At 28.8% G+C, this 13,948-nt stretch carries 14 protein-coding genes; 7 read left to right on the top strand and 7 right to left on the bottom strand.

The features are described 5' to 3' along the window. Positions 1-35: 35 nt before the first annotated feature. Together H3N56_RS09860 and H3N56_RS09855 are read right to left on the bottom strand one after the other, a co-directional pair. Positions 36-1,229, bottom strand: coding sequence for a HAMP domain-containing sensor histidine kinase (locus H3N56_RS09860; protein WP_185881013.1), 1,194 nt, complete (start codon positions 1,227-1,229; stop codon positions 36-38). Beyond that, a complete protein-coding gene (locus tag H3N56_RS09855; RefSeq protein ID WP_185881012.1) occupies positions 1,229-1,885 on the bottom strand; it encodes a response regulator transcription factor in 657 nt (218 codons plus the stop codon). The genes H3N56_RS09860 and H3N56_RS09855 overlap by 1 nt, the downstream gene beginning before the upstream one ends. Positions 1,886-2,061: 176 nt before the next feature. On the opposite strand from H3N56_RS09855, the gene H3N56_RS09850 reads away from it, so the two are divergent. Continuing rightward, positions 2,062-3,177 (top strand): hypothetical protein, encoded by a 1,116-nt coding sequence (locus H3N56_RS09850; RefSeq protein ID WP_185881011.1) that lies wholly within the window; start codon positions 2,062-2,064, stop codon positions 3,175-3,177. A gap of 130 nt (positions 3,178-3,307) precedes the next feature. Beyond that, positions 3,308-4,456, top strand: a complete 1,149-nt coding sequence (locus H3N56_RS09845; RefSeq protein WP_185881010.1) for an iron-containing alcohol dehydrogenase — start codon at positions 3,308-3,310, stop codon at positions 4,454-4,456. Positions 4,457-4,504: 48 nt separating this feature from the next. On the opposite strand, the gene H3N56_RS09840 is transcribed toward H3N56_RS09845, so the two are convergent. From H3N56_RS09840 to H3N56_RS13380, 4 genes are all read right to left on the bottom strand, one after another. Next, complete coding sequence (locus tag H3N56_RS09840; RefSeq protein WP_185881118.1) at positions 4,505-5,284, bottom strand: GTP pyrophosphokinase; 780 nt, start codon at positions 5,282-5,284, stop codon at positions 4,505-4,507. Positions 5,285-5,311: 27 nt separating this feature from the next. Further along, complete coding sequence (locus H3N56_RS09835) at positions 5,312-6,928, bottom strand: SIR2 family protein (protein ID WP_185881009.1); 1,617 nt, start codon at positions 6,926-6,928, stop codon at positions 5,312-5,314. A 133-nt stretch (positions 6,929-7,061) separates the two neighbouring features. After that, positions 7,062-7,343, bottom strand: coding sequence for a hypothetical protein (locus tag H3N56_RS09830; protein WP_185881008.1), 282 nt, complete (start codon positions 7,341-7,343; stop codon positions 7,062-7,064). Positions 7,344-7,355: 12 nt separating this feature from the next. After that, on the bottom strand, positions 7,356-7,487 hold the full coding sequence (locus H3N56_RS13380) for a hypothetical protein (RefSeq protein ID WP_255492172.1): 132 nt from the start codon (positions 7,485-7,487) through the stop codon (positions 7,356-7,358). A 175-nt stretch (positions 7,488-7,662) separates the two neighbouring features. On the opposite strand from H3N56_RS13380, the gene udk reads away from it, so the two are divergent. The 5 genes from udk to rbr all read left to right on the top strand — a co-directional run bounded on the left by udk (position 7,663) and on the right by rbr (position 11,371). Continuing rightward, positions 7,663-8,295, top strand: coding sequence for a uridine kinase (gene udk / locus H3N56_RS09825; protein WP_185881007.1), 633 nt, complete (start codon positions 7,663-7,665; stop codon positions 8,293-8,295). A 15-nt stretch (positions 8,296-8,310) separates the two neighbouring features. Further along, the gene (locus tag H3N56_RS09820; protein WP_185881006.1) at positions 8,311-8,982 is read left to right on the top strand and encodes a deoxynucleoside kinase; all 672 of its coding nucleotides are present in this window, start codon (positions 8,311-8,313) and stop codon (positions 8,980-8,982) included. Positions 8,983-9,029: 47 nt separating this feature from the next. Continuing rightward, positions 9,030-9,644, top strand: coding sequence for a LysE family translocator (locus H3N56_RS09815; RefSeq protein WP_185881005.1), 615 nt, complete (start codon positions 9,030-9,032; stop codon positions 9,642-9,644). A 27-nt stretch (positions 9,645-9,671) separates the two neighbouring features. Further along, positions 9,672-10,724 (top strand): tRNA 2-thiouridine(34) synthase MnmA, encoded by a 1,053-nt coding sequence (mnmA, locus tag H3N56_RS09810; protein ID WP_370521066.1) that lies wholly within the window; start codon positions 9,672-9,674, stop codon positions 10,722-10,724. Positions 10,725-10,825: 101 nt separating this feature from the next. Beyond that, positions 10,826-11,371 (top strand): rubrerythrin, encoded by a 546-nt coding sequence (rbr, locus tag H3N56_RS09805; protein WP_185881003.1) that lies wholly within the window; start codon positions 10,826-10,828, stop codon positions 11,369-11,371. Positions 11,372-11,405: 34 nt separating this feature from the next. On the opposite strand, the gene H3N56_RS09800 is transcribed toward rbr, so the two are convergent. Then, positions 11,406-13,865: an AMP-binding protein gene (locus H3N56_RS09800; protein ID WP_185881002.1), complete on the bottom strand. Its 2,460-nt coding sequence runs from the start codon at positions 13,863-13,865 to the stop codon at positions 11,406-11,408. Between the last annotated feature and the right edge of the window lie 83 nt (positions 13,866-13,948).

Raw genomic sequence — 13,948 nt, 5'->3', positions numbered from 1 at the left:
TCTTGAAAGCGGACTTATAAATTTTTTGGGAAATTTTATTTAAAAATAATTTCAAAAACTATATGTTTCTTGTTAGGGCAATAGTACATCTTAGATTTTAATTTTAATAATTCTAAACATCTATAAACTATTCCTAGACCTATTCCTGATCCACCATATTTTCTAGCTTTCTTTATATCTATTTTATCTTTCGAAGATATCCATTTTTTAATTTCATTTTCAGAAACATATTCAAAACTATTCGAAATTTTTAAAATATTATTTTCAAAACATATAGAAATTTCTTTTCTTTTATCGCAGTAATCAAAAGCATTTGTAAGCAAATTAGAAATTAAAACTGACAATATCTTTTTATTTGAGTAAATAACTCCATCATCGACAAAAAATTTCCAGTTCACCTGCTTAATATCTAATGAAAATCTATCAATTGTTTTTTCTAAAAATTCTTTAAAATATAAATTTTCTTTTTCTATTTTTATAGATTCTGACTCTATTTTAAAATAAAACAGTAATTCACTTATCATTCTATCAAGATTTGAAATTTGATTTTCTATAATTTTATAATATTCTATCTCTTCTTCTTTTTCTACTATTCCATCCTTTATGGATTCAACATATCCAGATATTACCGCAACAGGTGTTTTCAAATCATGAGCAATTCCAACCATAAAAGCTTCTTTCAAACTATTTTTCAAACCATTTTTAAATAATATTTTTTTAGAGAATATAAACGCTAAAACAATACATATAGAGACCGTGAATATAATTGAAGTTAAAAATAAATATTTTTTTAAAATAAAGTATCCATGCAACGATGATAGAGTCATCATCGCTACAAGAAAACTATCCTCCGAAAGTCTTATAGAAATATTTAACATATTTGTTCCATCATAAAATCTTATAATTTTATAACTAGGAACTCGTAAAGGTATATTTTCTATTTTTTCTTCTTTAAATGTTTTTTCTAACAGTTTAAGAAAGATGAGTTTTCCTTCTCCTTGAAGATCTGAAACATCAATATTTTTAAATATCATTCCTAAATTATCTATTGTTTTAGGAGAATCATATTCATCTAAAATTTTAATTTTTTTTAAATAAAAAAATTGTTTTTCATTGATATTAAATACATTAGTTCTAAAAAGTGCTCGATTTAAAATATGAAAAGAAGTTAAAGCAAAAATTGAAATAAAAAAAAATATTGCAAACAATTTTCTAAAAATTAAAAACATTAAAATTTCACCTTAAATCTGTAACCAATTCCTCTAACTGTTTCAATACAGTCCTTATTTATTTTTTTTCTTAATGACTTAATATGAGTATCTATTGTTCTAGTGTCACCAAAAAAATCAAACCCCCAAACCTCGTTTAACATCCTTTCCCTAGATATTACTTTTTCTTTATTTTTAGTAAGGAAATTTAAAAACTCATACTCTTTTGGAGTTAAATTGACCATCGATCCACTTATTTCTACAGTGTGAGCTACTTCATCTATTGTCAATTCTCCTACTTTTATTTTTGTGCTTTGTGCAGATGGCTTTAAGAGTTTATTCATTCTTGCTACCAAAACCTTTAAACTAAATGGTTTTCTAACAAAGTCATCGGCTCCAACTTCAAATCCGAATACCTCATCATCCTCTTCTGAATGAGATGTCATTATTATAACTGGAATATTCGTATACTTCTTTATCTCTCGACATATACTCCACCCATCTCTTTTGGGTAACATAACATCCAATAGTACTAAATCAAAATTCTCTTTATAAAATAGCTCTAAAGCCTTTTCTCCATTATCTGCTTCTAAAACTAAAAAATCTTGCTTTATTAAATATTTCTTTATCATATTTCTTAAATCTTTTTCATCTTCTACAAGTAAAATTTTTTTCATACTTCCCCCTACCTTTCATCCAAAGATTACTTTAAAACTTAGAAAATGTCAAATATAAATGTAGTTTACAATGTGAACATTTTTTCATAATTTCATCACATAAAAGAATAGTTTAATATATTAAAATATCTCCATACCTGATTAATCGGGTTTTCTAAAATTCAAGGGGGATTTTTATGAAAAAAACGTTTTTATTACTGTCTTCATTTTTAGCAGTAGCTGCAATGGCACAAGCTAAAGAAATCGTTACAGCACCTATTGAAAATTCTAAAGAAATTATTGTAGAAGCAATAGTTGTAGAAGAAATCGTTCAAAAATTTAAACCTAGTGGAAATGCAGATTTATCATACACTTATTATGGGGAAGATGAACATGATTCTGCTGATTATGGAAGAGCACAATTCCAAGGTAATTTGAAATTTACAGAAAACCAAAAGTTAGAATGGAGAATTAGAGAGTACAGAGCTTTCCAAGCTGCTGAAAATAAATATCATCCTAACGAAAGAAGAATTGCTGATCATGGGGACTTCAGTGACATGAGATTCAGATATTACTATAATACTGGATACTTAGGAGATTCTAAAGTTGACTTAACTCATAGACTTGAGTATAGAACTTATACTGGTTCTAATGGAATGGAGCAATTTATTCTTGACGATGGAAATAATGCTAACATACTTAGAGCAAAAGACTCTCAATATGCTGAATATACAGCAAGATTTGAGTTCAAAGATTATGTGTCAGAATGGACACCTGATTGGTTTGAAAATAATATGTTTATTATAGCTCCAGCATATAGATATGGATGGTCTACTAACGACTCTAACTACTATAATAGAATGGGAGCAAATCTATACAGTACATATGAAATGCCTTTAGGATTCTCATTTGAATTCAATCTTTATGGATACTATCAAGCATATGGACAAGAGAAAAAGCTTTATAACTCAAATGAAACGACTGATAACTTATGGGCTTTAGATGTAGAGGCATACCTATACTGGTCACATACTCTATATACTATGGATCAATGGAAAGTATCTGCTAACTTCGAGGGTGGATATGACCCTTACTCATTCAGAACTGAAAACACTACTGGTGGATCAAGCAAAAATACTTATGAATTATATATGGAACCTAACGTAAAAGTTGACTACAAAGCAACTGACGACGTTACTGTATATGGTATGGTACATGCTAAATATGTTAACTGGACAGAGCAAAATCAATCTGATGCAAAAGATTGGACTTGGCAGCCTAGAGTTACTGTAGGATTCAAAACTCTATTCTAAAAAATTCACAAAGAGAGCTTATTTTATAGGCTCTCTTTTTTTTATTTTGTCTTGACATACTTGAAAATAAGGTATATAAAATAAATAATACTAAAAACTTTGAAAAGATTTTCACTAAGGAGGAATTAAAATGAACTACAGTTTTTTTATGCCCCAAATTAGCCTAATGGGTCCTGGATCACTTTCAGAATTAGGAAAAGAAATCTCAAACAGAAATTTTAAAAAAGCACTTATAGTAACAGACCATATTTTAGTTAATATCGGACTTGTTTCAAAACTTACTGATGTTCTAGATTCTATTGATGTTCAATATTTTATTTATGACAAGACAAAACCAAATCCTACTGTTAAAAATGTTAACGATGGCCTTGAAATTTTAAAAAAAGATAATTGTGATTTTATAATTTCATTTGGTGGTGGATCACCTCACGATGCTGCTAAAGGAATCGCACTCTTAGCTACAAATGGTGGAACTATAAAAGATTATGAGGGGTTAGATAAATCCAAAAATCCTCAACTGCCTCTTTTTTCTGTAAATACTACAGCAGGAACTGCATCAGAAATGACTAGATTTTGTATAATTACTGATGAAGATAGACATATAAAAATGGCAATAGTTGATAAACATGTTACTCCGCTCATTGCTGTCAATGACCCCGAACTTATGGTTGCCATGCCAAAAGGATTAACTGCAGCTACCGGTATGGATGCTTTAACTCATTCTATAGAAGCCTATGTATCAACAATTGCAAATCCACTTACTGATGCTTGTGCTGAAAAATCTATTACATTGATTTCTCAATATTTAAGAAAAGTAGTTGCCGACGGTAATGATCTAGAAGCTAGAGATAAAATGGCATATGCCGAATATCTTGCTGGAATGGCTTTTAATAATGTTTCTCTTGGATATGTTCACGCTATGGCTCATCAATTAGGTGGCTTCTATGACCTTCCACACGGAGTTTGTAACGCTATTTTACTTCCGCATGTTGAAGAGTTCAACTTAAATGTTTCAGCTGGTAGACTTAAAAAAATTGCAGAATTAATGGGTGTTGATGTTTCTAATATGGATGATATTCAAGGTGCAAAAGCTGCAGTTGAAGCAATCAAAACACTTTCTAAAGATGTTGGAATTCCAAGTGGAATAGCTCAGTTAGGAGCTAAAGAATCTGACTTTAACGAATTAGCTACTAATGCTTTAAAAGATGTTTGTGGATTGACAAATCCCAGACAAGCTACACTCGATGAAATAATTGAAATATATAAAAAATCTTTATAAATAAAGTTTAACTATAAAAAGGCCTACGAATTTTCGCAGGCCTTTTATTTATCTAAATTTCATATCTAGTTCTCTTGAACTAAAATCCGATTCTTTTTCATTTGAAAACTCTTTTTTCATTTTCTTTATAAACATTCCCATCTCATCTGCACTTCCAACAATTCTATTGAAAATAGCTAAATATTCTGTAATTACTGGGTTATCAATGTCATAAGGATACCTCATGAGATGATCTATTTCACTCCAGGCCTCCTCAAAAACCGTTCTAACCTGTATCTCTACTAAAACTTGATCAGACTTAGTAACTGGTACACCAATCAAATAATGAATTGATCTATATCCGTGGTCTCTAACTATAATATCACAGTTCAAGTCTGCTATACTATCTCTGAGTTTTTCTAAATTATAATCTCCCCTTCTTATATTAATTTGAGGAACTTCTTTAGTATCCCAAAGCCTTGTTATTTCTTCATGAATATTCTTCCAATCATCCTTAAATAGATGTAGTACTCTTATCCCTATCAAATCTGTTATAATCTCTTTATAGTTATCTACATTAATATTTCTATCAACGTATTTTGTTCCTTTTCTAACTATTTTTTCAATTAGATGTTCTGGCTTTTTTACTCTTCTTCTTATAGAATGAACTCCACCAGCATCAATGAGTTTTGACAATATATGCTCTGCTTCTTTTTCCAAGTATGGTACTAAAGTTAAGTAATCTTGATATATTTTTTCTAACTCATTCCAATCTAATCCTGTAGATTGAAAATACTCCTCTGTTATAGAAAATTCTTCAAAGAATTTTTCTTTGTTCAACTTTTTAATAAGCATTTTCCACCTCGTTATTTATCTTTATTCAAAGGTAATTTTACAAAGCTTTCTATAAGCCTTAATTCTATTCCCTTTAATTTCATTTTCTGTGATTGAATCAAGTAACTGGATTTTTTCTACAAAATTATAAGTAGAATTATCTATATCCACCTTATAACTTCTACGGAAATCCAATACATCTCCTGGATTAATTTCAAATTGATTTTCTAAATCTAAATTCATCCAAGTTTCTATACTTTCATTCTTTTTAAAATATTCAAAAAGTTGAAAAGTATAAAAATTATTTTTCAATTCAGATATTTTTTCTTTAGGATAATCACCTATCAATTTTTCAACTGTTTCTAAAATTGTTTTAAACTTTAAAAGTTCAATCCTATTCTCTGTTTTAACCGAACCTTTTATTTTTTTACTTTTAAATGTTAATTCTATTCCACTAAATATATCTATAAATAAATTTATCACCCAAAGTAATCTTGTATTGTTAAGATTTTCAAAAATTTCATAATATAAACCTGAACCAACTGGAGAAATCCCTCCTCCTGGTGAATGTTCCACTTGAATACCAATTTTAAACTCTCTACTCTTAATCTCTAGAATCTTCATAGAATTACTAGTTAAAACTTTTAAATAGCAACCTTTTATTCTAATATTTTTATATTCTATATCGGTAACCCCTAGTGTAGTTACATCTTCAAAATTTATTCCGCTAAAAATATTTGAATATTTTATTAGAATTTTATCTAATTTTAATGATGAATATTTTACTTCTAAGGCTGTTTCTACTTTCCCGTTGAATTTATTGTCAACGTCAGAAGTTACCGAGAGAGCTTTTTTTTTTAAAACTACTTCGCTTTGTTTAGTCTCATCCTGTTGGTTCTCAAACATTGCTTTCATACCTTTTAGAAACTCTGTTTCATTGTAAGTTAATAATTTAATTTTAAAATTATTCAATGTCTCTATCACTGTAGGACTTACAACAGAAGATGATGTTACCATATATAAATTATTTAAATTTTCTTTATTACACATTACAGAAAGAACCTCTATAAAATCTGGGTCATCTAAATCTACCCCTAAAAATACTGTACTATTTTTTCTCATTTGATTTTCAATAGCTTTCCAATACTCTGCGTAAAATGGCAAGACTTTCAGCTTTCTAAAATCTTGTTTCGATACACATACCTTATCAAGATTATCAAAATCTCCAAATAGTTTATAATAAGCCATTTTTTCATCAGTCTCATTTTTTTCTATTTCAAAATATGGATTAAACTTTGTAATTCTATCCGAATAAAAATCTTCTAGCGATGTATCAAAATTAGTTGTAATTATTGTGTCTACTATATTCGAATCTAAAATAACACTATAAAGATCGTTTTTAGTTTTTTTATACTCAAAAAAACTTTTTAACTTTCCTGATAGTGTAGCTTTACTTCCAACAACTCCATCTAAGTATATCTGTGATACATGAAAAAGAGAATTAGTTTTTTTTACATAACTTTTGACATTATCCTTCATCTCTTTAGTTAAAATTTTAGATAATTCTGTTCTAGTAGGATACCCAGTTATCCCACCTATGAAATCTCCCAAAAAAAGATTAATTTTTTCTTCCTCTTTTATTTTATGAAAAAAACTCATGGTTATCCCTCACTTCCTATAAATACATTTTATCAATTATAAGTATATCTCATAACCTTAAATTTCTCAATTAAAAATTATTAAAATAAATAAAAAAGAGAGCATCTGCTCCCTTCTATAGTTATATTGTTTATTAAAAGAAAAATACTTCCGCCTCTGCTTCATACCAAGGCCCTTCTTCATCTTCACCAAATTCTAAAAAGAAATTTACTTGAACATCTTCTAATGTGAATCCAACAGAATCTTCTTCTTTTATATCGAAAAATTCTATTTTTTTATATTTTATATTCTCTAATTTTTCAGCGATATCTTCTCTGGCTTCAAAAAGCTCATATAAGTCATCTTTTATGAAGTACCCTCTTCTTTCAAACTCTCTAGATATACTATCTATTTTTTTTATTAACGTTTCTGTCATATTTGTCCTCCTTTAAAATCTAAACGTATTTTTTAGACTTTTTACTTTCTTTAAAACACTCAATATGAATTTTATCTTTCTTATTTCAAAAGGTATTTTATTTAGGGATTTTAACATTTGATTTTCTATTTCTTTCTCAGTCATTTTATCCTCTTACAATCTCTCTTTAGATAGTTTCATTTCATTTTAGTATACTCTAAAAAAAAAAAATCGTCTATTAATTTATATTTTATTTTTAAATAACTTTTATGGTATAATATTGAAATGTAGAAATTATATAATCAGAATGTTTGTTTAGCTTAAAGGAGGAAATTAATAAATGAATAATTGTATCTTTATAGGTGTTGCTGGAGGAAGTGGAAGTGGAAAGACTACTATCGCGCATAAGTTAGTGAAAGCTTTTAAATCTGAGGATGCAATACTTGTTGAACAAGATGCTTACTATAAAGAACTCTCTGACCTTTCAATAGAAGAGAGAGCAAAAGTAAATTTTGATCATCCAAACTCAATTGAATTTGAACTTCTAAGAGACCAACTATTAAGTTTAAAAAATGGTAAATCTATAGAAAGACCTATCTATGACTTTAAAACTCACTCAAGAAAATCTGAAACTGTCCATCTTCATCCTTCTAAAATAATTATCGTTGAAGGTATTTTAATATTTGCGGTTCCCGAAATTAGAGAATTATTCGATGTTAAAATATTTGTTGACACTGATGCAGATGAAATGTTATTAAGAAGAGTAGAGAGAGATATAACGGAAAGAGGAAGAACATTTAATTCTGTTAAAGATCAATACTTAAAAACAGTAAAACCTATGTTCCTAGAGTTTTGTGAACCAAGTAAGAGATATGCAGATGTTATTATTCCAAGAGGTGGAGAAAATATAATCGCTATTAATATGATTATAGCTAATCTAAAAAGATTCCTTCAAAAAGGAGTATTACAGTAAAGTTGTGAGGTAGATATGTTTTACAAAAATTATTTTAAAAAAATGAAGATAGGTGAAAAGATAATGAAGAATATTATCTGTATAGATGGTGTTGTAGGGGTTGGTAAAAGTACGATAGGAGAACTACTAGCTTCAGAGTTAGAAATGAAGCTTTTTAAAGAACCGGTTGTAGACAATCCTCTTTTGGATAAATTTTATTACGATAGAAAAAGGTATGCTTTCCCAACTCAGATTTTCTTCTTAAATAAAAGATTTGAAATGATAAAGGAAGCAGCAGCTTTAGACAAATGCATCATGGATAGAAGTATCTATGGAGATGTTATTTTTGCTAAAATGCTAATGGAAGATGGTGATATGACAAAAGAAGAATTTTCTTTATACGAAGACCTTCTTATTCATATGCTTGAGAATATAGATAAACCTCTTCTTATGATTTATTTAGAAACAACTACTAGTAATGCTATAAAAAAAATTCAAGAAAGAGGCAGAGATTATGAGCAAATAGTTGATAGAAATTATTGGGAAAGTTTAAATAAGAACTATACCGATTACTTTAGAAACTATAATCTTTCAGATGTTTTAATTATAAATGTCGATAATCTTGATATTCGAGATAATGAAGAACATCGAGAATATTTCTTTAATCTCGTAAAAACTAAACTCTCAGAAATAGAATCTAAAAAATAACTTTAGATTTCATTTCATTCACATCTTTTACACTGGAGGGATTTGAATTGGACATTATATTTTTTAAAGGGCTTGCTACTGGACTTTTTCTTTCTTTACCTTTTGGTCCGGTTGGGATCTATTGTATGGAAAAAACTCTTATAGAGGGAGAAAAAGAAGGTTATGTCTCTGCAATGGGGATGGTAACTGTAGATATAATTTATGGAGTCTTAGCTTATCTTTTTGTAAATCAAATAGACTTTTTAATTATCAAATATGAACCCTTTCTTAAAATTCTTATAGGAGTAGCTCTTATATGGATTGGGTATAAAAAATTTAGGGGAAATGTTGATATAAAAGACATCAGCAATGAAAATAAAACTCTTTTACAGGACTATTTAGGAACTTTAGTTATTTCTCTTTTTAATGTTTCTAGTATATTAGTTATAGCTGGTCTTTATGCCACTTTAAGAGTAAGAGGATCTACTGGTATAGAAACTCCTCTTAAATTAGCTAGTGGAATACTTTCTGGTGGAGCATCTCTTTGGTTTTTGACAACATTTATTTTATATAATTTTAAGAAAAAAGTTACGAGTGAAGTTTTGGTTAAAATCAGTAAATACTCTGGTTTAGTTATTTTAATTTTTGGTGTTATAGCTATTGTGTTTGCCTTCTACAAATAATAATAGAAAAATTTAAGGATGGTATTTATGAATGTAATTTATAATAAAGAAAATGAAAAAATCACTATTGCAGTAGCAATGAGTGGTGGTGTAGATTCTTCTACAACTGCATATCTATTAAAAAAACAAGGATATAATATTTTTGGTGTTACAATGAAAACTTGTAAAGATGAAGATGCTGACGCCAAAAAAGTTTGTGATGACTTAGGAATTCCATATTATCTTTTAGATGCAACTGATTCTTTTAAAGATAAAGTAATCGATTATTTTGTTGATGAATATAAAAATGGAAAAACTCCTAATCCTTGCATGATATGCAACAGACACATTAAATTTGGAGAATTTTTAAACTTTGCTCTAAGTAAAGGAGCAGATTTTATGGCTACTGGACATTATGCTCAAATTAAAGATGGAACTCTTTCTGTTGGTAATGATCCAAATAAAGATCAAGTTTACTTCCTATCTCAAATAAAAAAAGAAAACTTAAAGTATCTAGTATTTCCAATTGGAGATATGGAAAAACCTAAAGTTAGAGAACTTGCTAAAGAACTTGGAGTTAGAGTTTATGCTAAAAAAGATTCTCAAGAAATTTGTTTTGTAGATGACGGAAAATTAAAAGAGTTTTTATCTGAAAGAAGTAATGGAGCAGTAAATAAACCAGGAAACATTGTTACAACTAGAGGTAAAATTTTAGGAAGACATAGTGGACTTGCATTTTATACTATAGGACAAAGAAAAGGGTTAGGGATTTCATCAAAAGATCCTATCTATGTTTTAAAGCTTGATTCTACAACAAATAGTGTAATTGTCGGTTCAAATGAAGAGCTTTTACAAAAAGAACTTCTTGGAGATAACTTAAATCTTCTTACTTTAGATAATGTAGAAGATTTAAACGGGATAGAATGTTTTGCAAAGACTAGATCTAGAGATAAGATGCATCCTTGTAAACTAGAACTTTTAGATTCAAATACTGTCAAAGTTGTATTTACAGAAGAGGCAGTAAGAGCAATCACTCCAGGTCAAGGAGTAGTTTTTTATGACAAAGATGGAAGAGTTATTGCTAGTGCTCTTATAAAATAATTTAATCTTGACTTCTCTATTAATATATAATATTATCAACTTAGTTAATCTATAACAGTTATAAAATTTTTAAATTAATTACTTAAAAATGGAGGCAAGTTATGGCGAATGAAAAGTTGAAGGGTACAAAAACTGAAAAAAACTTATTAGAAGCTTTTTCAGGAGAGTCTCAAGCAAGAAATAAATACACTTATTTTGCAAGTCAGGCTAAAAAAGATGGTTATGTTCAAATAGCTAATTTTTTTGAGGAAACTGCTAATAATGAAAAAGAGCATGCAAAAATTTGGTTCAAACTTCTTAACGATGGAATTTCTTCTACTATGGAAAATTTATTATACGCTGCTGAAGGTGAAAACTATGAGTGGACTGATATGTATGATAGATTTGCTAAAGAAGCAAGAGAAGAAGGATTTGCAAATATTGCTTTCCTTTTTGAAGCTGTCGGAAAAATTGAAAAAGAACATGAAAATAGATATAGAGTTCTTCTTGAGAACTTAAAAGCTGGAGAAATCTTCAAAAAAGATAAAAAAGAATCTTGGGAATGTATGAACTGTGGATATACTCATGAGGGTGAAAGTGCTCCTGGAGTATGCCCTGTTTGTAATCATGATCAAGCATATTTTATGATAAAACCAACAAATTATTAAAAAAGAAGTGCAGAGCCTATAAGCTCTGCACTTTTTATTCTTGAACCCATTTTTCTATTGTATCATGAGATTTTTTTACAATCTCCTCATATGATAGTTTTTCACTTGAAATCTTAGGGAAAAACTTAATTTCTACTTCTCCACTATTTGGAAATTTAACATTGGCTGGATAAAGTTCATACGCTCCTTTTATTCCAAAAGGAATTACATCTACATTTATCTCTTTAGCTAAAATTGCAAAAGCCTTTTTAAACTCTCTCATCTTCCCGTCTCTACTTCTTACACCTTCAGGGAAGATAACTATGTTCTTGCCATTTTTAAGAGCTGTAGACGCTGCTTGAAGTGTCTCCGAAAGATTTTTATTTATATCTATTAGAATAAGATTAGAATTTTCTCCAATATACTTTAAAGCTCCCTTTTTAAAATGGGCAACTTTAGCAAGAAAATACGTATTATTAAAAATCTTTTTACTTATAGATTGATTAAAAATAAATCCATCTAGAAAACTTTGATGATTTCCAACAAATATAACTGGTGAATTTATATCTAAATTTTCCAATCCTGATTTCTTTATTTTTATATAAATACTAAATGGTATTTTAAATAAAGTGTTTATAACTGTTCCAACAGAATTTGACTTTGGAAGAAATTCAGAGGACTCAACTTTTAAAATCTCTCCCCAATTTGTTTCAGTTATATCCATCCCAGTTGCATTTTCTCTTATATATTCTGATAATTTTTCAACTGTTGGATTATTTACTAAAACATTTTCTGTAATTTTAACTCCAAAACTTCCTTCTAAGAATGCAATAAGTTCAACAATATCTAAAGAGTCCATTCCTAAATCTAGTTCTAAATGAGCTGTTGGTGATATTTCCTTCTTCTTCACATCTTTTAAATAATCTGAAATAGCAATATATTCTTCATAATTTGGAGTCTCTATTACTATGTCTTCTATTTTTTTCTCCTTTAACAATTCTGGAACCATAAATCTTCTTATTTTTCCAATCTTTGTTTTTGGAAGTTCTTCTTGTACTATTTTTATATCTAGAATTTTTCTATAGTTTGGAGCAGTATTATTGTATTTATCTATTACTCCCCATTTTAAAGTTTCTCCAATATTTGTTATGTGATTCTCTTGAATACTTTGGAAATTAGGATAAATAACTGCTGTTAATAAAGATTCATACTCTATCACTGCCATTTCCTGTATAAGATCCGTTTTACCCATAATCCACATCTCTATATCAATCGGATTTATATTCTTTCCATTTGATAGTACAATCATTTCTTTCTTTCTTCCAGTCACATAAAGGTATTCACCTTTTAATTCTCCCAAATCTCCTGTATGGAACCATCCATCAGCATCTATTACCTCGGCCGTTTCCAATGGTTTATTATAATAACCTTTCATTAAGTTTCTACCTTTTGATAGAATTTCTCCATCTTCAGCAATCTTAACTTCAACTCCTGGCATTATCTTACCGGCAGATCCCGGTACCACTTGATTTATTGGAGTAAATGAAATCATCGGCGCAGTTTCAGTTAACCCATAACCTTCACAAACATCGATACCTAGAGTTAAAAAGTCTTTTGAAACTTTTGGATCTAATTTAGAACCTCCAGAAACAAAGAATCTAATCTTCCCTCCAAATCCTTCATGAACTTTTTTAAATATTTTTTTACTTAAATTTTTATTTTCTAATTTTTCACATATTTTAAATAACTTTTTTGCCACTGGATTAGAATTAATTTTTTCCATTATTTTTTTATGAAGCATTTCCCAAAGTCTAGGAACTCCAATCATAATAGATATCTCATAATTTTTCAGTGCATCTGTCATAGCCTGAGAAGAAAGCTCCTTTATGAAAGCTATCGTAGCTCCTCTTGAAAGAGGAATAATCCCAGATCCAAGTAATGGAAAAATATGATGCATTGGAAGAAGTGCTAAAATTCTATCACTTTCTTTATACATTTGGTATTTATCAAGTCCTTCGATATTTACTAAAATGTTATCAAAAGTTAACATTACTCCCTTTGGGCTTCCAGTTGTTCCTGAAGTATATAGCATTAAGGCTACAGCATCTTTTTCTGGAGAGTTTAAAATCATATCCTCTCCTCTATAGTCCATCTCTATATTATCTACATTTAAAATTATTGATTCTTTTCCAGATAATTTCAATCCCTCAACTGCTGCTTTATAATTTTTTTCAGAAGTAAATATATACTTAGGCTCGCAATCCTTTAAATAATATTCAAGTTCTTCACTTCCAAAAGATGAGTCAAGACACACAGTCGTTCCGCCTTTATCCCAAATACCTAAAAAGGCATATATAAATTCTGGTCTATTTTCCATGAAAATCACAACTTTATCTTCTTTTTCTATTTTTAAAAGATTCTTATAACTTTTAGCGCCTATTATAGTTTCTTTATATGAATATTCTTTTCCATCATATATAACAGCAGTTTTGCCATAATCCCTTACAAATTCCAAAATATCCTCCCTTGTTGTATTACAGGTGTTTTATAAAATACAAGTGATTATAGCACAAAATATATTTTTTTACAACATTCTAA

This window comes from Cetobacterium sp. 2A (assembly GCF_014250685.1).
Classification (GTDB): Bacteria; Fusobacteriota; Fusobacteriia; order Fusobacteriales; family Fusobacteriaceae; genus Cetobacterium.
The sequence above is the reverse complement of the archived record's forward strand: the minus strand, read 5'-3'. Positions and strand labels throughout refer to the sequence as shown.